The sequence below is a fragment of the Aeromonas sp. R4-1 genome (assembly GCF_040908325.1).
Taxonomy (GTDB): Bacteria; Pseudomonadota; Gammaproteobacteria; order Enterobacterales; family Aeromonadaceae; genus Aeromonas; species Aeromonas veronii.
Map to the genome: position 1 here is coordinate 1 of NZ_JBFODM010000078.1, position 21647 is coordinate 21647.

22 protein-coding genes are annotated in these 21647 nt (G+C 58.7%); 6 read left to right on the forward strand and 16 right to left on the reverse strand.

All coding sequences use genetic code 11. The features are described 5' to 3' along the window. Positions 1–447 precede the first annotated feature (447 nt). The 6 genes from AB5Y90_RS14390 to AB5Y90_RS14415 are packed head-to-tail and all read right to left on the reverse strand — an operon-like array spanning position 448 to position 5275. Positions 448–1626, reverse strand: coding sequence for a hypothetical protein (locus tag AB5Y90_RS14390; protein ID WP_115523020.1), 1179 nt, complete (start codon positions 1624–1626; stop codon positions 448–450). A gap of 2 nt (positions 1627–1628) precedes the next feature. Beyond that, entirely contained in the window at positions 1629–2291 is a 663-nt protein-coding gene (locus tag AB5Y90_RS14395) for an energy transducer TonB (protein ID WP_005339371.1), read from the reverse strand. Further along, positions 2288–2689 (reverse strand): biopolymer transporter ExbD, encoded by a 402-nt coding sequence (locus tag AB5Y90_RS14400; RefSeq protein ID WP_042082290.1) that lies wholly within the window; start codon positions 2687–2689, stop codon positions 2288–2290. The genes AB5Y90_RS14395 and AB5Y90_RS14400 overlap by 4 nt, the downstream gene beginning before the upstream one ends. Further along, positions 2686–3216 (reverse strand): MotA/TolQ/ExbB proton channel family protein, encoded by a 531-nt coding sequence (locus AB5Y90_RS14405; RefSeq protein ID WP_307895850.1) that lies wholly within the window; start codon positions 3214–3216, stop codon positions 2686–2688. The genes AB5Y90_RS14400 and AB5Y90_RS14405 overlap by 4 nt, the downstream gene beginning before the upstream one ends. Further along, positions 3213–4517: a MotA/TolQ/ExbB proton channel family protein gene (locus AB5Y90_RS14410; protein ID WP_368167056.1), complete on the reverse strand. Its 1305-nt coding sequence runs from the start codon at positions 4515–4517 to the stop codon at positions 3213–3215. Before AB5Y90_RS14410 ends, AB5Y90_RS14405 begins: the two co-directional genes overlap by 4 nt. Next, complete coding sequence (locus tag AB5Y90_RS14415; RefSeq protein WP_368167058.1) at positions 4514–5275, reverse strand: DUF3450 domain-containing protein; 762 nt, start codon at positions 5273–5275, stop codon at positions 4514–4516. Before AB5Y90_RS14415 ends, AB5Y90_RS14410 begins: the two co-directional genes overlap by 4 nt. Before the next feature lie 210 nt (positions 5276–5485). Here AB5Y90_RS14415 and AB5Y90_RS14420 point away from each other — a divergent pair, with 210 nt between their 5' ends. Next, positions 5486–6262, forward strand: coding sequence for a LuxR family transcriptional regulator (locus AB5Y90_RS14420; protein WP_005357256.1), 777 nt, complete (start codon positions 5486–5488; stop codon positions 6260–6262). A 410-nt stretch (positions 6263–6672) separates the two neighbouring features. Here the strand turns inward: AB5Y90_RS14420 and glmS are convergent, their stop codons facing one another. Together glmS and AB5Y90_RS14430 are read right to left on the reverse strand one after the other, a co-directional pair. Further along, positions 6673–8505 (reverse strand): glutamine--fructose-6-phosphate transaminase (isomerizing), encoded by a 1833-nt coding sequence (glmS, locus tag AB5Y90_RS14425; RefSeq protein WP_005355853.1) that lies wholly within the window; start codon positions 8503–8505, stop codon positions 6673–6675. A 56-nt stretch (positions 8506–8561) separates the two neighbouring features. Next, a complete protein-coding gene (locus AB5Y90_RS14430; RefSeq protein WP_005339356.1) occupies positions 8562–9335 on the reverse strand; it encodes a DeoR/GlpR family DNA-binding transcription regulator in 774 nt (257 codons plus the stop codon). Positions 9336–9457: 122 nt separating this feature from the next. Between AB5Y90_RS14430 and blrA the strand changes: the two genes are divergently transcribed. From blrA to creD, 5 genes are all read left to right on the forward strand, one after another. Continuing rightward, complete coding sequence (blrA, locus tag AB5Y90_RS14435; protein ID WP_013724228.1) at positions 9458–10132, forward strand: beta-lactam response regulator transcription factor BlrA; 675 nt, start codon at positions 9458–9460, stop codon at positions 10130–10132. Beyond that, positions 10129–11550 carry a beta-lactam sensor histidine kinase BlrB gene (gene blrB, locus AB5Y90_RS14440; RefSeq protein WP_307895856.1) on the forward strand — a complete coding sequence of 474 codons (1422 nt, stop codon included), beginning with the start codon at positions 10129–10131 and terminating at the stop codon, positions 11548–11550. The genes blrA and blrB overlap by 4 nt, the downstream gene beginning before the upstream one ends. 80 nt (positions 11551–11630) lie before the next feature. Continuing rightward, entirely contained in the window at positions 11631–12425 is a 795-nt protein-coding gene (gene blaOXA / locus AB5Y90_RS14445) for an OXA-12 family class D beta-lactamase (protein ID WP_307895858.1), read from the forward strand. 83 nt (positions 12426–12508) lie between these two features. Next, on the forward strand, positions 12509–12988 hold the full coding sequence (locus tag AB5Y90_RS14450; RefSeq protein ID WP_307895860.1) for a DUF1566 domain-containing protein: 480 nt from the start codon (positions 12509–12511) through the stop codon (positions 12986–12988). A 117-nt stretch (positions 12989–13105) separates the two neighbouring features. Next, entirely contained in the window at positions 13106–14482 is a 1377-nt protein-coding gene (gene creD, locus AB5Y90_RS14455; RefSeq protein ID WP_307895862.1) for a cell envelope integrity protein CreD, read from the forward strand. 51 nt (positions 14483–14533) lie between these two features. Here creD and glmU read toward each other — a convergent pair whose 3' ends face one another. The 8 genes from glmU to atpE all read right to left on the reverse strand — a co-directional run bounded on the left by glmU (position 14534) and on the right by atpE (position 21640). After that, positions 14534–15895 (reverse strand): bifunctional UDP-N-acetylglucosamine diphosphorylase/glucosamine-1-phosphate N-acetyltransferase GlmU, encoded by a 1362-nt coding sequence (glmU, locus tag AB5Y90_RS14460; RefSeq protein ID WP_307895863.1) that lies wholly within the window; start codon positions 15893–15895, stop codon positions 14534–14536. A gap of 94 nt (positions 15896–15989) precedes the next feature. After that, a complete protein-coding gene (locus tag AB5Y90_RS14465; protein WP_005339345.1) occupies positions 15990–16418 on the reverse strand; it encodes a F0F1 ATP synthase subunit epsilon in 429 nt (142 codons plus the stop codon). Positions 16419–16436: 18 nt separating this feature from the next. After that, positions 16437–17825, reverse strand: coding sequence for a F0F1 ATP synthase subunit beta (gene atpD / locus AB5Y90_RS14470; protein WP_005339344.1), 1389 nt, complete (start codon positions 17823–17825; stop codon positions 16437–16439). Between the two features lie 33 nt (positions 17826–17858). Further along, a complete protein-coding gene (gene atpG, locus AB5Y90_RS14475) occupies positions 17859–18725 on the reverse strand; it encodes a F0F1 ATP synthase subunit gamma (RefSeq protein ID WP_005339343.1) in 867 nt (288 codons plus the stop codon). Between the two features lie 43 nt (positions 18726–18768). Continuing rightward, positions 18769–20310, reverse strand: a complete 1542-nt coding sequence (atpA, locus tag AB5Y90_RS14480) for a F0F1 ATP synthase subunit alpha (protein ID WP_005339342.1) — start codon at positions 20308–20310, stop codon at positions 18769–18771. 15 nt (positions 20311–20325) lie between these two features. Further along, the gene (atpH, locus tag AB5Y90_RS14485; protein WP_005339341.1) at positions 20326–20859 is read right to left on the reverse strand and encodes a F0F1 ATP synthase subunit delta; all 534 of its coding nucleotides are present in this window, start codon (positions 20857–20859) and stop codon (positions 20326–20328) included. Positions 20860–20872: 13 nt separating this feature from the next. Further along, a complete protein-coding gene (gene atpF / locus AB5Y90_RS14490; RefSeq protein ID WP_005339336.1) occupies positions 20873–21343 on the reverse strand; it encodes a F0F1 ATP synthase subunit B in 471 nt (156 codons plus the stop codon). A 54-nt stretch (positions 21344–21397) separates the two neighbouring features. Further along, positions 21398–21640, reverse strand: coding sequence for a F0F1 ATP synthase subunit C (atpE, locus tag AB5Y90_RS14495; protein ID WP_005307205.1), 243 nt, complete (start codon positions 21638–21640; stop codon positions 21398–21400). Between the last annotated feature and the right edge of the window lie 7 nt (positions 21641–21647).

The window sequence follows — 21647 nt, forward strand, 5'->3', positions numbered from 1 at the left end:
CTGAGCCATGATCAAACTCTTCAATTTAAGTTTGGTTGCTTCGAAAAGCGGCTCAATGAATTGCTGAAATAAACTGTTCGACTTCTTATTGCTAAGAAATCGTCTTGGTCACTTCACCAGACATTGAAAATCAAAAATTGTTTTTGATGTTCGATGCTGTGAGTGCCCACACAGATTGCTTGATTCAAATTGTTAAAGAGCGTCACGCTTGCCGCGTTGAGGAGGCGCATATTACGCCTCTCACTTCGAAAGTCAAGCGATTGTTTTCGCTTTTCTTTCGGCGCCCACTTCGCTAGGAAGCTGGCTCATCAGTTTGGCGTGTTCCGCCGTGCTGGTAGGGGCGCATTATAGGGAGCCGCGCCGGGATGACAAGGGCTTTTTGCAAAAATGCGTTCGTTTGCTGAAAAAGCGAACTGAACGCCCCAAAACAGCCCCTTGGCACCTCTTTTACGCCGCTTTTTTGCTCAATTCTTCGCTTTGTGCCCGGATATAGTTGACCCAGCTGGTTGCCTTCTGCTGCCAGTTATCCTGTTGCTGCAGCTCACGGGCCAGTTCCAGCGCCTGGGCATACTGCTCCTTATTAAGGTGTGCCTGCACCAGCAGCGCTTTGGCACGATTGCCTTGCTCGCCTTTTACCGACTTGATGGCGGCGAGCTGGATCATGGCAGCATCAGTCTTGCCCTGTTGCAGCATCAGTTCGGCGGCGCGCATGGCAGCTTTGGGCTGACCATGTAGGCTGGCCAGCTGCTGCCAGCTATCAACTGCTTGTGACCACTCCCGGGCACCTTCCCACAATTGGGCCAGCAGTTGGCGGTTTTCAGCACTTTGCTTCATCTGTCCCTTAGCCATGGCCGCCTCCAGCAGACGGGCACCACGATAAGGCAGCCCTTGCCAGGCATAGAGGCGGATCAGCTGGTTGCGGGCTGACGCGTCATCCATCAGTTTTCTGTCGATGGCAGTCTGCAGCAGCGCCAACGCCTGATCCCCACGTTTGGCGGAGAGGTTGAGCGACACCGCCTGCTGCCACCATTTGCTCTCTTTGGGTTCGTGGCTGATCAACTCGGCCGCCTGATCAGCAGCCACGCCATAACGTTGCTGAGCGGTGAGGGCGGAGAGGCGAATGATGGCGGCCTGCTTCTGCCAACCCTTTTTCAACAACTGTTCGCTCTGACTGGCGGCGTCACCGTACTGCTTGTTGTGGTAATAGAGGCCAGCCAGACGCAGGCGCAGCGCATCGTCTTGCTTGAGCGCCAGCGCCGCCTTGTAGCTGGCGATGGCACCAGACCAGTTGGATTGCTGGGCCTGGATATCGCCGCGCAGTCGCAGCAGCTGGAGCTGTTGTTGCTCGGGCCACTCTTTATAGGCAAGAGCCTGTTCGACATAACGGCTCGCCTGGGCGGTCTGTTGCAGATTGGCCGCCAGCGAGGCTTGCAACTGCGCCAGCCAGGCACGCTCGGCATCGCTATTTGGCTTGAGGCCGGACGCCTTGCTCTGGGCTTGTTGCCACTGACCGGACTGATAGAGCTTCATCACGGGTTCAAGCTGACGGGAGAAGTGAGGGCTGACCTCCATCGCCAGACAGGCTTGGCCGACCAGGGCCAGCAGACAGATCCAGATCCGCAACATAGTTATGACTCCAGTTTGAATTTTAGCGTGATGACTTGCACCAGCTTGTCGGTAGCGCCCGGTCTCGGCTGATAGCGCCACTTGTTGATCGCCTGAATGGCCGCCCGCTCGAACTGACGCTTGGGCTTGGCCTCGACCACTTCCACATCCTGCACGCCACCTTCAGCATTCACGCTAAAGCGCAGGGTGACGAATCCTTCGATCCCTGACTGCTGGGCACGATAGGGGTAGACCGGCTCGATCCGTTGCAGCGGCATCAGCATGTCACCGGCACCGATACCCGCTCCCTGCTGCTGGCCGTGGTAGTTGCCACTCAATACCGGTGCGGTACTGGTCGCCACTCCGGGGGCATAGACCTGCACCGCGCTGAGGCTGGAAACCAGATCCAGACTCGGCTCAACGGCCGCCAAAGGGGCCGCGGCAGGCATCGGCAGCGGTGTCGAGGCCAATGCCGCGGGAGGCTCTGGCAGAGGCTCGGGTTCCTGCGGTACCGGACGCTCGCGTACCTGCACCTCGGTCACCTCGTTCTGCATATTGATGACGATGGGCTTCTGTTCGCTCGCCACCTTCTCGCCCCGGGGCGGTTCAACCAGCGTGGCCATGAACAGCAGGATGCCCAGACTGAGGGCAATCCCCAGCCCCAGGCTCATCAGCTTGTATTTCATTTCGGCGCCACCGCCACGGCGATATTGGCAATACCCGCCGCCTTGGCCTCATCCATCACCCGCACTACCTTGCCGTGGGGCACTCGCTCATCGGCCTGGATCACCAGACTGGCATCGGGTTGCTCCGCCAGCAGGCGGGCGATGGTGGCCTGTACCCGCTCCACATCGACCTGCTTGCGGTCGAGGAAGATCTGACCCTGAGCCCCGATCGCCAGCATGATGCTGGAAGATTTCTGCGCCTTGGCCTGACTGGCCTGGGGCCTGTGCACCTCGAGCCCGGCTTCACGCACGAAGGAGGTGGTGACAATAAAGAAGATCAGCATGATGAACACGATATCCAGCATGGGGGTCATGTCGATCTGCACTTCGTCACGCTGGCGTTTGGATTGCCGTCTCATTGCATTACCTTCTCTTCTCGCAGGCCGTCCCGGGTCTTGGCCAGCGCACGCTTGGCCTGACTCTCGAGCCGACTGAGTAACAACACGCCGGAGAGCGCCACCACCATGCCTGCCATGGTGGGAATAGTGGCGCGGGAGATCCCGCCCGCCATGCTCTCCGGGTTAAAGCGGTTGGCCGCAGCCAACGCATCGAATACACCGATCATGCCGGTCACTGTGCCCAGCAACCCCAGCATGGGGCAGAGCACCACCAGGGTGCGGATGAAGATCAGATGACGGTTCAGTTCCAGCTCCGCCTGCGCCAGCCAGCGGCTGCGGATTGCCCGGGCGTGCCAACTGTGGCACTCGCTGCGGGCCTGCCAGCGGCCGAGCAGCTGTTGCTGCAAGGGGCCAAAACCCAGATTGAGGTAGAGCAACCGCTCGATCATCAAAATCCACATCAGCACCAGCAGGGCCAGAATGACCCAGAGCACAGGGCCGCCACGGCCCATGAAGCTCTGCAGCTGTTGCCAGATGTCAAGCATCATGCTGCTCGCTCCATCCCGCCGTTATTGCTCTCGGCGCGCTCGGCCAGAATGCCGGCCACCTGCTGCTCCAGCACATTGGAGAGCTCGGTGAAGCGAGATTGCAGCAGGCTGTGAGCCAGGATCAGCGGAATAGCCGCCACCAGACCCTGTACCGTGGTGACCAGTGCCATGGAGATGCCGCCCGCCATGATCTTGGGATCGCCGGTACCAAACTGGGTGATGGCCTGGAAGGTGCCGATCATCCCGGTCACGGTACCGAGCAGACCCAGCATGGGGGCGATGGCCGCGATTACCTTGACCATGCCGATGCCGCGCTCCATGCGAGGAGTCTCCTGCAGGATCGCCTCATCAAGACGCAGTTCGAGGGTCTCCATGCTCAGCTCGGGGTGTTTGTCTGCCACCGTCAGCACCCGGCCGAGGGCGTTGTCGGCGTGATACTCGCCGCTCTTGAGCTGGCGGCGCACCCGACCCAGTTCGCGGGAGAGGCTCCACAGCCGTACCGCAGCAATTCCCAGACCGATGGCGGCCAGCAGCACGATAATGGCGCCAACCTGACCACCTTGCTGTACCTGCTGCCAGAAGGTGGGCGCCTGTGCCAGCATCGCCAGCAGAGTGCCATGAGAAGGATCCAGCGGCAGCGCTTCCCCTTCCTGACCCTGATAAGCCGCAACGGCAGAGAGCACGCTACCGGGCAGACCCAGTACCGGGCTCAAGCCTTCGGCGGTCGGTTGCAGGAAGCCTTCGCTCCCCAGCAGGGCAAAACTGCCAACCCGGGTCAGCGACTGCTCGCAGGCAGCCCCCTGGGCATCGAGCACCTTGCCGTTGAACTGAGCAACCCGGCCAGATTCGCGGATCTCCTGCAGCAGAGTGGCGGGCAGCAGGGCGAGGGCGGCGCGATCCGGCACCTGTTTATCCTGTGCCATGATTTTCAGCGGGGCGAGACGCTCCGGGTACTGGCCCTCGACGGCGGATTCGCTCAGCAGCTTGACTGCATCGCTGGCGCCCTGACGGGTGACCGCGAAGATCTCGTTCATATCGCCGGAGGCTTGCTCCCACTGGGCGTTGAGCTCGACCAGCTGCTTCTCGTTACTGGCAAACTTGCCGGCCAGCTCCTTGCTCAGGCGCTGGGCCTCGGCCAGTCTGGCGCGGGCAGTGCCGAGCTCCTTGGCTACGGTCGCCAGATCTTGCTGAGCCTGCTGTTCACGAGCCTGTTCCTGCTGCTGCCACTCATCGGCGACAGCGGCGTTGGTACCGCAGGAGAGGGCAATAAGGAGGGGGAACCACTTCATGGTGACTCTCATGATTGGGCCTCCTGACTGCTGCTGACAGAGAGGGGGACATTGAGCAACTGGGGAACTTTCTTGTCGGCGGCCACATCCATCGCCTCGGCGATGGGGGAGAGCCACTGGCTATCGAGGGCTTGCCACTGCTTAGACTCGGCAGACCAGCGCCATGCCTGACTGCGATCGGCCGTCATTGCCAGCAGGGAGACCCGGCCCAGCGCCAGCACATCGACCCGACGCGGAGCACCATCTAGCTCCAGCTCGGCGGAATAGCTGTCCATCCGGCTGCCGTACTCGGCTTCAATCTGATAGGCCTGCAGCAGCTGACGGAATTTCTCCGCCTCGCTAACGTCTGCGCGAGCCAGGGTCGCTTTCAACTGTTCAACCCGCGCCAAACGATCTTCCTTGCGCAGCGGGATGTCGTTTTGCACCAGCTGTTCCAGATCTGCCTGCATCTGCAACATCAGCGGAATCAAGCCCTGACGGGTCTCTTGCACCGCTTCCAGCTGCTGGCTCAATTTACCCAGCTCATTTTGCTGATCGGCCACCAGAGATTGCATGTAGCGGTTGTAGGCTTCGAGGTCGCGCAGTTGCAGCTGGGCATTTTGCAGCTCCAGTCGTGCGGCAACGGCGGCATCGGCGGCTTTTTCCACCCGCTGCTGGGAGGCTTTCCCGGCAGCTATGCTGTTCTTGAGGGCGGGAGCAACCAGCTCATCCCCGATGGCAGCAAAGTGGACTGACAGTGGCAGCAGGGCCACACACCATAATTTGTTCATTGAAATACATCTTACTAATGATAACTATTATCATTATCTCAAATGCAGGGCGGACTGGCAACGAGAGGATTTTCTTGGCCTTTATGCACAAAAACAGGATAATTTTTAAGCACGCACGGAATAAGTGGCGCCAATAGCCACCGCACAAATATAAATAACGATAAAAAATCTTTTCGATCAGTGTGATAGAGATCGAAAAAGGAGAAAGTAATGCTCAACGATGCGATCTGGGAACATATCGACAAGTTCACCAAGGCAACAAAAACCAGTGATATCCAGCAACTGCTGGAGCGCTTCAGTCATCAAATGGGCTTTGATTACTTTCGGCTGCTGATTATTTTCCCCATCAGCATGCAAAAATCCCACGTGGCACTGTTCAACAACTGTCCGACCACCTGGTTTGACGCCTACAGCGAAAACCAGTATCTGACCCAGGATCCGGTGGTCTATCTGGGGCTGAAACAGACCCAGCCGATCTTCTGGAACAAGCTCGACTGCGATTCGCCCTGGCTACCCAGCGCCAGCCGCGACGTGATGAACCTTGCGGCCGATTTCGGGGTACGCAATGGCGTCTCCTTTCCGCTGCACACCCCGCAGGGCGAGCACGGCATCCTCTCTTTCATCACCAAGGAGAAATCCAACTCCGACCTGATGTTTGAAAATGTCCCGCTGCTGTCGTTCTGCGCCAGCTACATCTTCAACTCCGCACTGCAACTGATCAAAAGCAGACCGGATATGATGAAATACCTGACCGAACTGTCGGATCGGGAGAAGGAGTGTCTGTTCTGGGCCAGCGAGGGCAAGACCTCCTGGGAGATCGCCACCATCCTCGGCATCAGTGAGCGGACGGTCAACTTTCACCTGACCCAGGTGACCAACAAGACCGACTCAAAGAACCGCAGTCAGGCCATCGCCAAAGGGATCACCAGCGGCATCATAGTGCCCTCCCTCGACGAGGTCACCATCACCAACCTGCGGCTGTCGTAACCCTCAGCAGCAACAAAAAGAGCCGCAATTGCGGCTCTTTTTCATTTCAGAAATGTGAGATGAAAATAAAGTTTCATCCTAAAAAACAGAAAACGGCCGTTTGTGGCCGTTTTTTCGATCAAAATAGAAGCTAAAGTATCATCCTAATCCGTGCCATAAAACTACATGGGGCTAGGGAAGGTGCGAATAAGTCACCAAACATAAAAATGCGCCCTTGTAAGCATTTGAATTTAATAAACTAAATTTTTCAGTTTCGTTGTGGAGGGTGCTTATTCGCACCCTCCCTAGTTGATACCATCAACATAGCGCACGTTGGCTTAGGGTGAAACTCTATTTTCAAGGATGATACTTTATTTGTAGGGATGAAACTTTATTTTCATCCCACAAGAAAGTGACTTATCAAAAGTGACTTACTCAACGGTCACCGATTTTGCCAAGTTTCGCGGCTGGTCGACGTCAGTCCCCTTGATCAGGGCAACGTGATAGGAGAGCAGCTGCAGCGGCACGGTATAGACGATGGGGGCAATCACCTCTTCCACATGGTTGAGGTTCATGACCCGCATGGTCTCGTCGCTCTTGAAGCCGGTATCGGCATCGGCGAACACGTAGAGGATACCGCCACGGGCGCGCACCTCTTCCACGTTGGACTTGAGCTTCTCCAGCAGATCGTTGTTCGGCGCCACCACAATGATGGGCATCTCGGCATCGATCAGCGCCAGCGGGCCGTGCTTCAGTTCGCCAGCGGCATAGGCTTCGGCGTGGATGTAGGAGATCTCTTTGAGCTTGAGCGCCCCCTCCATGGCGATGGGGTACTGGCTGCCACGGCCGAGGAACAGGCTGTGCTGCTTGTCGGCAAACTCTTCGGCCAGGGTTTCGATATCCTTGGCCAGCGCCAGGCTCTCTTTAATACGCAGCGGCAGGGCTTGCAGCGCCTTGACCAGTTCAGCCTCGGCGGCGGCGCTCAGGTGGCCACGGCAGTGACCGACCGAGGCCACCAGCATCAACAGGCCAGCCAGCTGGGTGGTGAACGCCTTGGTGGAGGCTACGCCGATCTCGGCACCGGCACGGGTCATAAAGGCCAGATCTGATTCACGCACCAGCGAGGAGCCCGGCACGTTGCAGATAGCCAGCGAGCTCATGTAGCCGGATTCCTTGGCCAGACGCAGCGCCGCCAGGGTATCGGCAGTCTCGCCGCTCTGGGAGAGGGTCACCAGCAGGCTGTTGGGGCGCACTACCGATTTGCGATAGCGGAACTCGGAGGCGATCTCCACATCGCAGGAGACGCCAGCGATCTCTTCGAACCAGTAGCGAGCCACCATGCCGGAGTGATAGGAGGTGCCGCAGGCGACGATCTGTACGTGCTCGACCTTGTCAAAGATGGCGCGCGCGCCGTTACCGAACGATTCGACCACCACGTGATCGCTGCCCAGACGCCCTTCCAGGGTGTTGGTGATCGCTTTGGGTTGCTCGTGGATCTCTTTGAGCATGTAGTGACGGTATTCGCCCTTGTCACCGGCATCGTGGGAGAGTTCGGACTCCTGCTCTTCACGCACCACGGCGTTACCGTTGGTATCGAAGATATGCACATCGCGGCGGGTCACTTCGGCCACATCACCCTCTTCCAGGAAGATGAAGCGACGGGTCACCGGCAGCAGCGCCATCTGGTCGGAGGCGATAAAGTTCTCGCCGATACCGCGGCCGATCACCAGCGGTGAACCGGAGCGGGCCACCACCACGCGGCTGTCGTCGCGGCTGTCCATCACCACGGTACCGTAGGCACCGCGCAGCTGCTTCACCGCAGTCTGCATGGCGGCCAGCAGGCTACCGGCGCTCTTCAGCTCATGATGGACCAAATGGGCAATCACCTCGGTATCGGTGTCGGAGCTGAACACATAGCCCAGCGCCTTCAACTCTTCCCGCAGCTCTTCGTGGTTCTCGATAATGCCGTTGTGCACCACCACGATATGCTCGGAGACGTGGGGGTGAGCATTGCGTTCGGAGGGCTCGCCGTGAGTGGCCCAGCGGGTATGGGCGATGCCGGTACCACCATGGACGGACTGCTCGTCGAGCGCCTTGGCCAGCTCGGCCACCTTGCCCAGACGGCGAACCCGCTGCAACGGCTGGTTGGCGCTGAACACGGCCACACCGGCTGAGTCATAACCGCGGTACTCCAGACGGCGCAGGCCCTCTACCAGAATTTCAGCCACATCACGTTGGGCAACAGCCCCGACGATGCCACACATACACTTCTCCTTGAGATGCAAATCGTAAAGTCAGTTGGATGGTTCAGAGCTCGATGTCAGCAAGTGACCGGGGCGCAGATAAGCGTCACCCCCTGGGCTTGAATCTGTTCTCTGGCCTCGCTGGCCAGCCCCTCGTCGGTCACCAAGGTATGGATGCTCGACCAAGGAAGTTCGAGATTGGGGATCTTGCGGCCGATCTTTTCCGATTCGACCATCACAATGACCTCCCGCGATACCTCGGCCATGACCCGCGACAGGCCAACCAGCTCGTTGAAGGTGGTGGTGCCACGCTCCGGGTCGATGCCGTCAGCACCGATAAAGAGCTGGTCGAAGTCGTAGGAGCGCAACACCTGTTCCGCCACCTGCCCCTGGAAGGATTCGGAGTGAGGGTCCCAAGTGCCACCGGTCATTAACAGGGTAGGCTCATTTTCCAGCTCGCGCAGGGCACCGGCCACATTGAGGGAGTTGGTCATCACGATGAGGCCGCGCTTGTTGCCCAGCATGGGGATCATGGCGCTGGTGGTGCTGCCGCTGTCGATGATGACGCGGTTGTGATCACGCAGCCGCTCGGCCGCCGCACGGGCAATGGCTAACTTTCGGTTCGAAACTTGTTCAGGATTGGCCTCGACCACCATCTCGCTCGGCAAGGGGACGGCGCCACCGTAACGACGCAGCAGCAGACCGCCGGTCTCCAGTACCGCCAGATCTTTACGGATGGTCACTTCGGAGGTAGAAAAGTGTTTGGCGAGGGCGTCGACGCTCACTTCACCCTGCTCTTGTACCAAGGTCACTATGGTGTGTCGGCGTTGTTGAGTATTACGCTTGGTCATTTTTAAGTTTCGATTCGAAAGAATATCGAAATATTAGCCCCTTTTTCGGAAAAATAAAACAGCAAATAGGATCCGATTTGGTTCGATGCCAGAATGGGGTGCCAATTTGCGACGAGGATGCCATGCAAAAGAGAGTCATCTGGCTGGTGGAGGATGAGGCCAGCATCGCCGACACCCTGATTTACGCCCTGCAGACCGACGGGTTCGAGGTGGAGTGGTTCATGCTGGGCCAGCAGTTGCTGACACGACTGGAACAGACGCGACCCGACTTCCTGATCCTCGATGTGGGGCTGCCCGACATCAGCGGCTTCGAACTCTGCAAGCAGGTGAGGGCGCTGACCGATATTCCCCTGATGTTCCTCACCGCCCGCAGCGAGGAGATAGACCGACTGATCGGGCTGGAGATCGGTGCCGACGACTATGTGGCCAAACCCTTCTCGCCACGGGAAGTGTGTGCCCGGGTGCGGGTCATCCTGCGCCGCAGCCAGCCCGTTGCCCCCCAGCCCAGCGCCCTGCTGGTGCTAGATGAGGAGCGTGCCCGCATTCACTTTCGCGGTCAGCCGCTGGCCCTCACCCGTTACGAATATCTGCTGCTCAAGACCCTGATGCTGGCGCCGGGGCGGGTCTACTCCCGCCAGCAGCTGATGGATCTGGTGTGGCAGGATGCGGAGGAGAGTCTGGATCGCACCGTAGATACCCATATCAAGACCATCCGCGCCAAGCTGCGCGAACATGATCCCGAGGCCAACCTGATCCTCACCCACCGCGGGCTGGGCTACAGCCTGGAGCTGGCATGAGACTCGGGCTGCAACTGCTGTGCGGCCTGCTGCTGATCTTCGCGCTGGCCGCCTGGTTCGTGCTGGAGATCTTCGTCGAGGAGATAAAACCCGGGGTGCGCAGCGCCACCGAGGATACTCTGGTAGACATGACCCAGCTGCTGGCGCCGCTCGCCCTCGATGATCTGCAAGAGGGGAATATGATGAACGGGCGGTTGGCCAGCGCCTTCGCCCGCCTCAACCAGAATCCCATCAATGCAATGATCGATGGCCACCTCAAGCAGCAGGCGGAGTACCGCATCTATGTCACTGACCGGCAAGGTGTGGTGATTTACGACTCCGACGGCACGGATCTGGGCAAGGACTATTCCCGCTGGAACGATGTCTACCGCACCCTGCGCGGCCAGTATGGCGCCCGCAGCACCCGCACCGATCCCGATGATGCTGCCAGCTCGACCATGTATGTGGCGGCGCCGCTGCGGGAAGGGGCCGAGATCATCGGCTCCCTCACCGTCGCCAAACCCAATCGCACCCTGATGCCAGCCATCGAGCGCGGGGAACAGGAGCTACTGCGGGCCGGCGGCCAGATGCTGCTCATCTCGCTGCTGATCGGCAGCCTGCTGGTGTGGTGGCTCAACCGCGCCATCGGCAAGCTGGTGCACTATGCCGACTCGGTCAGCAAGGGGGAGGCGGCACCGCTGCCGCAGTTGCACACCGTCGAGCTGGATCGGCTCGGCCGCTCGCTGGAGACCATGCGCCACCAGCTCGATGGCAAAAGCTACATCGAAGCCTATGTGCACAGCCTGACCCACGAGCTGAAGAGCCCGCTGGCCGCCATTCGCGGGGCAGGGGAGATTTTGGCCGAAACGCCGCCCCCCGAAGTTGCCAAACGGTTTATCGGCAACATCAATCTGGAAACCGCCCGCATGCAGCAGCTGATCGAGCGAATGCTGCAACTGGCGCGGCTGGAGTCGGGGCAGGGGCTGGATCGCCAGTCGGTGGAGCCAGCGAAACTGGGCAAGCGCACCCTCGATGCCCGCCAGATCATTGCCCAGCGCCGTCAGGTCGAGTTGGTGGCCGAGCTGGCCAGCGCGCCGAAACAGAAGTGGGATCCGCTGCTGGTGGAGCAGGCCATCGGCAACCTGCTGGATAACGCCATCGACTTCTCTCCCGCCAACGGGCAAGTCACCCTAAGCGGCAGCCAGCAGGAGGAGGGCTACTGTTTTCGGGTCACCGACTGCGGCCCCGGCATTCCCGACTACGCCCTGCCGCGCATCTTCGAGCGCTTCTACTCCCTGCCGCGCCCGGACAAGGGCAAGAGCAGTGGTCTGGGGCTCAGCTTCGCCCATGAAGTAGCCCACCAGCATGGCGGTCGTCTGACCCTGAGCAACCAGCCGGAGGGAGGCGCGCTGGCGGAACTCTGGCTGCCGTTCACCTAGTCCCCCCGCAACTTCACATTCCCCACACAAAGCGGCATTAGACTGCCGCTTTCTCTCATCCATTTGCTCAAGGAAATGCTATGTCCCGCCTGCTTCTCTCCAGCCTGCTGGCTGCCGGTCTGCTCGCAGCCCTGCCAGCCTCCGCCGCCAGCGGCTGCTTTATCTATGCTGACGGCAACGGCCAGACCCTCTCCAGCGAAGGGGACTGCTCCAGCCAGCTACCGCCCGCGTCCACCTTCAAGATCCCGCTTGCGCTGATGGGTTACGACAGTGGCTATCTGGTGGATGAAGAGCATCCGGCACTGCCTTACAAACCGAGCTATGACGGCTGGCTGCCCGCCTGGCGCGAAACCACTACCCCACGCCGCTGGGAAACCTACTCGGTCGTCTGGTTCTCCCAGCAGATCACCGAATGGCTGGGGATGGAGCGCTTCCAGCAATATGTCGACCGCTTCGACTACGGCAATCGGGATCTCTCCGGCAATCCGGGCAAACATGACGGCCTGACCCAGGCTTGGCTCAGCTCCAGCCTCGCCATCAGTCCGGAGGAGCAGGCTCGCTTCCTCGGCAAGATGCTGAGCGGCAAGCTGCCGGTCTCGGCGCAGACCCTGCAATACACCGCCAATATCCTCAAGGTGAGCGAGATCGACGGCTGGCAGATCCACGGCAAGACCGGCATGGGCTACCCGAAGAAGCTGGATGGCAGCCTCAACCGCGATCAGCAGATCGGCTGGTTCGTCGGCTGGGCCAGCAAACCGGGCAAGCAGCTAATCTTCGTCCATACCGTGGTGCAAAAGCCCGGCAAGCAGTTCGCCTCCCTCAAAGCGAAAGAAGAGGTGCTGGCCGCCCTGCCTGCACAACTTAAAAAGCAGTGAGATCGCTTCCCGCCAGATAAACCCCGATAACCACGGTCAGCCCACCAGCGACGGGCTGACCGCCATTCGTAAACGAGACAAACATGAAATTATTTCTATTGCTGCTCTGGCTTCCGGCCAGCATGGCGCTGGCTGCCTGTGATCTCTCCGACCGCCTGAGTCGGCAGGGAGAAGTCATCCATGATCGGCTAAACCACCTCGAATGGCAGGCGTGCAGCCTGGGCAGCGAGTGGCAGAAAGGGAAAGGCTGCGTGGGCACACCGGCCCTGCTGACGCTGCTTGAAGCCAAAGATGAAGCTGCCCGCCTTGGCGAGGGGTGGCGACTCCCCACCATCGAGGAGCTCTTCACCCTGCTCGACGAAGATTGCCGGGCGCCGATGACAGACCCGCGCTTCTTCTCCGATATCCATGACAACGGGGAAAATTCAGCCCCCTACTGGACCTCCAGCTCTATTGAGGAGATGCCGGAACTGGTCTACTACATCGACTTTATGCACGGGCTCATCGACGGCCACACCGATCGCTTCGCCCAAGCCGCTCGGTTGGTGCGCTCCCACCCCTGAACAATCCAACGGCGCCTAATGGCGCCGTTTTTCAACAGTTCACCGCCACTTCACACAAGCCCATCACCACTTCACGCCGGACTGACAGACTCACTCCATCCAACAAGGAGACGTGTCATGGTCAAACAGATATTCACCCACAAGATATTTCTGCTGCTGTTGCTCAGCTTGCTGTTGATGGTGCCGGTGCAATCCATCATGGAGCTGAACCGGGAGCGTCAGGCTTACCGCAGTCAGGCCATTCACAGCATCATGGCCAGCAGCAGCGGCCCGCAACGGCTGATGGGGCCCATTATCGTACAGCCCTATACCCGTTCGGTGACGGTCGAGCAGGAGGGCAAGCGCTTCGTCCGTCAGGAGCAGATCTACCGCTACCTGCTGCCGGAGCAACTGGATATCAGGGCCAACATGGAGGTGACCCCGCGCAAGCTGGGCATCTATCAGGCGCAGGTCTATCAGACCCGGCTCTCCCTCTCAGGCCGCCTGCCAACCCGGCAGAGTCTGCTGAATGACGCGACCTCACCGCTCGATGAAACGGCCGAGCTGGTGGTGGGCAAACCCTACCTGAGCCTGGTGCTCTCCGATGCCCGCGGTATCAACAGCGTCCCCGAACTGCAACTCGGCACACAGCGGATTCCGTTTGCCCCCGGCGCCCGCCTCGGTGACGCGCTGGCCGGTATCCATGCCCCGCTCGACAGCCTGCCGCAGCAGGATGGCACCTTCCATCTGGAGCTCAATCTACAGGGGATGAACGCCCTCGACATAGTCCCGCTGGGCAAGGAGAGCACCCTGCAGCTGGCGGGCAACTGGCCCCACCCCAACTTTATCGGTGACTTTCTGCCGGGCAGTCGCACCCTGAGCCCGCAAGGGTTTGAGGCCAACTGGCAAACCAGCTGGTTCGCCAGCGACATGGAGACCCGCTTCAACCGGATGATGAACGGGGGCGATAGCAATCTCTCCACCTTCAGCGTCAGTCTGGTGCAGCCGGTGGATCACTATCAGCTCAACGAACGGGCGGCCAAATATGCCCTGCTGTTTATCGGCCTCACCTTTATCAGCTTCTTCATGTTCGAGCTGCTCAAGGGGCTGCGGGTTCACCCGATCCAGTACGCGCTGGTGGGCATGGGGCTGGCCATTTTCTATCTGGTGCTGCTGGCGCTGACCGAACACCTCGGTTTTGGCTGGGCCTATCTGGTGGCCGCGCTGGCCAGTGTGCTGCTCAACGGCTTCTACCTCAGTCATGTGCTGGGCGGCCCGAAGCAGGGGATCGGCTTTGCTGCGCTGCTCGGGCTGGTCTATGCCATCCTCTACAGCCTGCTGCAAGCCGAAGAGATTGCTCTGCTGCTCGGGGCCCTGCTCTTGTTCGCCACCCTGGCGCTGATCATGCTGCTGACCCGCACGCTCGACTGGTATCAGGTGATGGACTACAGCGCCCCCGCGACCACATGGGCGGCCCCCCAGTCATCGACCAGTGACACCAGCCATAAGTCATAAGCCAAAAAAACCGGCGCCATCAGGCGCCGGTTCTATTTTATTGATCGGGCATCACTTCTTCTTGACCGGGCGAGCCCAGTTCTTGATGTGGCGCTGGGGCACCCGAGTGATCACCAGCTCGTTCTCGGCCACATCCTTGGTGATGGTAGAACCCGCCCCCAGAGTCGCCCCCTTGCCGATGCGCACCGGCGCCACCAGCTGGGTATCGGAACCGACGAACACATCATCCTCAATGATGGTCTGGAACTTGTTCACGCCGTCGTAATTGCAGGTGATGGTACCGGCACCGATATTTACCCCGGCTCCGATCTCGGCATCACCCAGATAGGTCAAATGACCGCACTTGGAACCAACCCCAAGACGGGCCTTCTTCATCTCGACGAAGTTGCCGACGTGGGCATCCTGCTCCAGCACGGCACCGGGGCGCAGACGGGCAAACGGACCGACCGAGCACTGATCGGCAATCTGGGCACCTTCGATGACGGAGTAGGGCTTCACCTCGGTGTGATCGCCAATGACGCAATCCTTCAGCACGGCACCGGCACCGATACGCACATGATTGCCCAAGACGACCTTGCCTTCGATGATGACGTTGACGTCGATCACCACCTCTTCACCGATCTCGAGGGTTCCGCGCAGATCGAAGCGGGCCGGGTCGATCAGGGTAGCACCGGCGATCATCAGTTTCTCGGCCTGCATCTGCTGATAGCTGCGCTCAAGAGCAGCCAGCTGTACCCGATTGTTGGCCCCTTCCACTTCAGCGGCACGCTCCGGATGGACCGCAGCAATCGGGCAGCAATCGGCGTGCGCCATGGCGATCACGTCTGTCAGGTAGAACTCCCCCTGGGCATTCTTGTTGTCCAGACGGGAGAGCCAGCTGCGCAACTGACCGCCGTTGGCCACCAGCACGCCGGTATTCACCTCACGGATCGCCAGCTGTTCGGCATTGGCATCCTTCTGCTCGACGATACCGACCACCAGACCGTTTTCACGGACGATGCGGCCATAGCCGGTGGGGTTGTCCAGTACCACGGTCAGCAGTGCCATCCCGTTTTCAGCCTTGGCAGCCAGCAGTCGCTGCAGGGTCTCGGGCTGGATCAGCGGGGTATCGCCGTAGAGCACCAGCACATCGTCTTCATCCTTGCAGAACGGGATGGCCTGGGCGACGGCGTGACCTGTCCCCAGCTGTTGCGCCTGCAGCACCCAGTTCACATCGGCCGCCACGATCCGCTCTTTCAGCAGTTCGGCACCGTGGCCATAGACCAGATGCAGCTGCTCGGCACCGACCTGACGTGCAGTATCGATCACATGGGAAACCATAGGTTTGTTGGCTACCGGGTGCAGTACCTTGGGCAGGGAAGAGCGCATGCGGGTACCTTTACCCGCAGCCAGGATCACGACGTTGAGGGACATAAATTGACCTTTGGAACATGAGGAAATACTCGGCGGAGTCTATCCAACGGGTAAAAAAAAAGCGACCCGAAGGTCGCTTTTTACATCACCGTTATTAGCGGTAATTCTTTTTGACGATATCGATGACTCGCAGTTGAGCCATCGCCTTGGCCAGCTCGGTGGCGGCCTGGGCGTAGTCGATATCACCATGGGAGCTGTGGATCCGCTCTTCGGCTGCGCGCTTGGCTTCCTGGGCTTTCGCCTCATCCAAGTCGTCAGCACGAATCGCGGTGTCCGCCAGCACGGTCACGGATTCAGGTTGTACTTCCAGCATACCGCCGGAGATGTACAGCACCTCTTCAGTTCCGTTCTGCTTCACCAAGCGGACCAGGCCCGGCTTGATGGCAGTCAGCAACGGAGCATGACCGTGGCGGAGACCCAACTCACCTTCGGAGCCTGATACCTGAGCGGATTGCACGCGACCGGAAAACAGTTTTCCTTCGGCACTCACCACGTCCAGGTGAAAGGAGATCATCTCTGCCATGGGCCCTCCTGTCGAGGCTTACAGTTTCTTGGATTTCTCGACGACTTCGTCGATACCGCCAACCATGTAGAACGCCTGCTCGGGCAGATCGTCATACTCGCCTTTCAGGATGCCCTGGAAACCACGGATGGTCTCTTTCAGCGGCACGTATTTACCCGGAGAACCGGTAAACACTTCTGCAACGAAGAACGGCTGGGACAGGAAACGCTCGATCTTACGGGCACGGGCTACGGTCAGTTTGTCTTCTTCTGACAGTTCATCCATACCCAGGATGGCGATGATGTCCTTCAGCTCTTTGTAGCGCTGCAGTACGGTCTGAACGCCACGAGCGGTCTCGTAGTGCTCCTTGCCAACCACCAGCGGATCCAGCTGACGAGAGGTAGAGTCCAGCGGGTCAACGGCCGGGTAGATACCCAGTGCCGCGATCTGACGGGACAGTACGACGGTCGCATCCAGGTGGGCGAAGGTGGTCGCCGGAGACGGGTCAGTCAAGTCATCCGCAGGAACGTAAACGGCCTGTACGGATGTGATGGAACCGGTCTTGGTGGAGGTGATACGTTCTTGCAGAACACCCATCTCCTCGGCCAGGGTCGGCTGGTAACCTACTGCGGAAGGCATACGGCCCAGCAGTGCGGATACTTCGGTACCGGCCAGGGTGTAACGGTAGATGTTGTCCACGAAGAACAGCACGTCACGACCTTCGTCACGGAACTTCTCGGCCATGGTCAGGCCGGTCAACGCTACGCGCAGACGGTTTCCGGGCGGCTCGTTCATCTGACCGTAAACCAGAGATACTTTGTCCAGTACGTTGGACTCCATCATCTCGTGGTAGAAGTCGTTACCCTCACGGGTACGCTCACCAACACCGGCAAACACAGAGTAACCACTGTGCTCGATCGCGATGTTACGGATCAGCTCCATCATGTTTACGGTTTTGCCTACACCGGCACCACCGAACAGACCAACCTTACCACCCTTGGCGAACGGGCATACCAGATCGATAACCTTGATGCCGGTTTCCAGCAGATCGTTGCTGTTGGACTGATCTTCGTAGCTGGGGGCAGCGCGGTGGATAGACCAGCACTCTTCTTCACCGATCGGACCTTTTTCGTCGATTGGCTCGCCCAGTACGTTCATGATCCGACCCAGAGTCGCAGTACCGACCGGAACCTGGATGGATTTACCGCTATTCACTACTTCCAACCCACGACGCAGACCGTCGGAGGAGCCCATGGTGATGCAACGAACGACGCCGCCACCGATCTGTTGCTGAACTTCCAGCACCAGACCCTGGCCTTGACCTTCGCTAACGACCTTCAGTGCATCGTACACCTGGGGCACGGCATTCTGCGGGAACTCGATGTCCACCACAGCGCCGATGATTTGGACGATGAAACCGTTACTCATGTCAAATCCTCTAAACCTTTGATAACCCTTGCCTTACACCGCAGCAGCACCGGATACGATCTCTGTCAGCTCCTGGGTAATACTGGCCTGACGGGCCTTGTTGTATACCAGTTGCAGATCGTTAATCAGGTTACCGGCGTTGTCAGTCGCGGCTTGCATGGCAACCATTCGGGCTGCCTGTTCACTTGCCAAGTTTTCCACTACACCCTGGTAAACCTGAGATTCGACATAGCGAACCAGCAGGGTATCCAGCAGCTTCTTGGGATCCGGCTCATAGAGGTAATCCCAGTGGTGTTTCTTGGCGAGCTTGCTGTCTTCAGTTACGGGCAAAGGCAGCAGTTGATCGACCCGTGGTTGCTGCACCATGGTGTTGACGAACTTGTTGTACACCAGATACAGCTTGTCAATCTCACCGTTGTCGTAAGCCTTCAGCATGACCTTGACTGAACCAATCAGGTCATTGACGCTCGGACTATCGCCCAGTCCTGCGACATGAGCTTTAACCTTGGCGCCGTGCCGTTCAAAGAAGTTGGAGGCCTTGTTACCGATCAGTGCCAGGTCAACCTTGGCACCTTTCGCGCTCCATTGCTTCATATCATTGAGGGCAGCCTTGAACAGGTTGATGTTCAGACCACCACACAGGCCACGGTCGGTGGAGACGACGATGTAACCCACTCGCTTGACCTCACGTTCGATGAGGTAGGGGTGCTTGTATTCCAAGTTCCCCTGAGCGATATGGCCGATCACCTTGCGCATGGTTTCAGCGTACGGACGGCTGGCAGACATGCGTTCCTGCGCACGGCGCATTTTGCTTGCTGCCACCATTTCCATAGCGCCGGTGATCTTCTGAGTGTTTTTCACACTCCCGATCTTGTTACGTATCTCTTTTGCGCCGGCCATCTCTTACTCTCCATCAAGTGGCAGCTCACGCTGCCACACACGCTTACCAGGTCTGGGTTGCTTTGAAGCTATCCAGCAACGCAGTCAGCTTGCCAACGATCGCGTCGTTGTAGTCGGCTTTGGCATTGATTTCAGCCATCAGCTCGGCATGCTGGGTATTGGCGTAAGAGAGCAGAGCGGCTTCGAAGTCGACGATTTTGTTCAGCTCGACATCGGAGAGATAGCCTTTCTCGGCGGCGAACAGCACCAGAGACTGGTGAGCCACGCTCAACGGAGAGTACTGCTTCTGCTTCATCAGCTCGGTCACTTTCACACCGTGATCCAGCTGCTTGCGAGTCGCCTCGTCCAGATCGGAAGAGAACTGGGCGAATGCCGCCAGTTCGCGATACTGGGCCAGCGCGGTACGGATACCACCGGACAGCTTCTTGACGATCTTGGTCTGAGCAGCACCACCTACACGGGATACGGAGATACCCGGGTCAACCGCCGGACGAATACCGGAGTTGAACAGCTGTGAAGTCAGGAAGATCTGACCATCGGTGATGGAGATCACGTTGGTCGGAACGAACGCAGATACGTCACCCGCCTGGGTTTCGATGATCGGCAGCGCGGTCAGAGAGCCGGTTTTGCCTTTCACTTCACCCTTGGTGAACTTCTCTACGTACTCGGCGTTAACGCGAGCAGCACGCTCCAGCAGACGGGAGTGCAGATAGAAAACGTCACCCGGGTAAGCTTCACGTCCTGGCGGACGGCGCAGCAGCAGGGAGATCTGGCGATAAGCTACGGCCTGCTTGGACAGGTCATCATAGATGATCAGCGCATCTTCACCGCGGTCACGGAAGTACTCACCCATGGAGCAACCGGCATAGGGAGCCAGGTACTGCAGAGCAGCCGCTTCGGAGGCAGAGGCAACGACCACGATGGTGTTGGCCAGGGCGCCGTGCTCTTCCAGCTTGCGCACCACGTTGGCGATGGTGGAGGCCTTCTGGCCAATCGCAACGTAGACACACTTAATGCCGGAATCTTTCTGGTTGATGATGGTGTCGATCGCGATGGCGGTCTTACCAACCTGACGGTCACCGATGATCAGCTCACGCTGGCCACGACCGATTGGGATCATGGCATCGATGGCTTTCAGACCGGTCTGGACCGGCTGGTCAACAGACTTACGCTCGATAACGCCCGGTGCGATCACTTCGATCGGCGAGAAGCCGTCGTTGTCGATCGGACCTTTACCGTCGATCGGCTGACCCAGGGTGTTCAACACCCGGCCCAACAGACCACGACCGACCGGCACTTCCAGAATACGGCCAGTACCTTTTACTTTCATTCCTTCTGACAGACCGTCATAGGAACCCATAATCACCGCACCGACGGAGTCACGCTCCAGGTTCAATGCCAGAGCGTAGCGGTTGCCCGGCAGCTCGATCATCTCACCCTGCATGGCATCAGCCAGGCCGTGAATACGAATGATACCGTCGCTCACAGAGACGATAGTACCTTCGTTACGCGCTTCGCTCTTTACATCAAACTGCGCAATGCGCTGCTTGATCAGCTCGGCGATTTCAGTGGAATTCAGTTGCATGCTCTAATACCCCAATCAAGATTGCAGCGCGTCAGCCATGCGATCCAGCTTACCGCGGACTGTGCCGTCGATTACCAGATCACCGGCCTTGATGAGCACCCCGGCCATCAAGGACGCATCGATGCTGCAATTCAGCTTCACTTTGCGCGCGAGACGTTGTTCCAGAGAAGCCTGAATATTGGCTTTCTGCTGGTCGGTCAGTTCGATCGCCGAAATCACGTCAGCCTGAACCTCTTTATCCAGTTCAGCTTTGAACGCTACAAATTCAGCAACGACCGCCGGCAGCACACCCAAGCGACCATTCTCGGCCATCACCCGGATCAGGTTCTGGCCATGCACGTCGAGTTGCTCACCGCAGACACCGACAAACAGCGTTGCCAGCTCTTCGGCGGCCACAGAGCCGTTTACCAGGTTGTGCATGGTCTCGTTTTCCACTACTTGCGCAGCGAAACCGAGCATACCCAGCCACTGGTCAACCGCCTTGTGCTCAACGGCAAACTCGAAAGCAGCCTTGGCGTAGGGGCGAGCGATTGTAGTCAGTTCAGACATAGCCCCGTTCCCGTTACAGTTCTGCTACCAGTTTGTCGACGATGTCGCTGTTGGCAGCCTGGTCGATTTGACGCGCCAGGATCTTCTCTGCACCAGCAATGGCAAGAGCAGCAACCTGCTTACGCAGTTCTTCTTTGGCACGATGACGTTCAGCTTCGATCTCGGCACGGCCCTGAGCCAGGATTTTTTCCCGCTCAGACTGGGCACCAGCGGCAGCTTCATCAATGATCTGGGCTTTACGTTTGTTAGCCTGCTCAATGATTTCAGCAGCCTGCAGCTTGGCTTCTTTCAGCTGATCGGTGGCGTTGGCCTTGGCCAAATCCAGATCTTTCTTGGCACGTTCGGCAGAAGAGAGACCATCAGCAATAGCTTTCTGACGGGCTTCGATGGCAGCAATCAGCGGCGGCCATACGTACTTCATGCAAAACACTACGAAGAAGAAAAAAGCAATTGCTTGGCCGAGGAGGGTGGCATTGATATTCACAGCCGATGTCCTCTTAAGTTAGTTAATGGGTTATGCCTGGAGAGTCGTAACGACTTAGCCAGCAACCGCAAACATCACGTACAGACCCAGACCAACGGCGATCATCGGGATCGCATCCACCAGACCCATTACGATGAAGAACTGGGTACGCAGAACAGGGATCAGATCCGGTTGACGAGCAGCACCTTCCAGGAACTTGCCACCCAGGATACCGATACCGATGGAAGCGCCGATAGCAGCCAGACCCATCATCATTGCAGCAGCGATGTACAGCAGGTCCATGTTCAAGTTTTCCATGAGGATC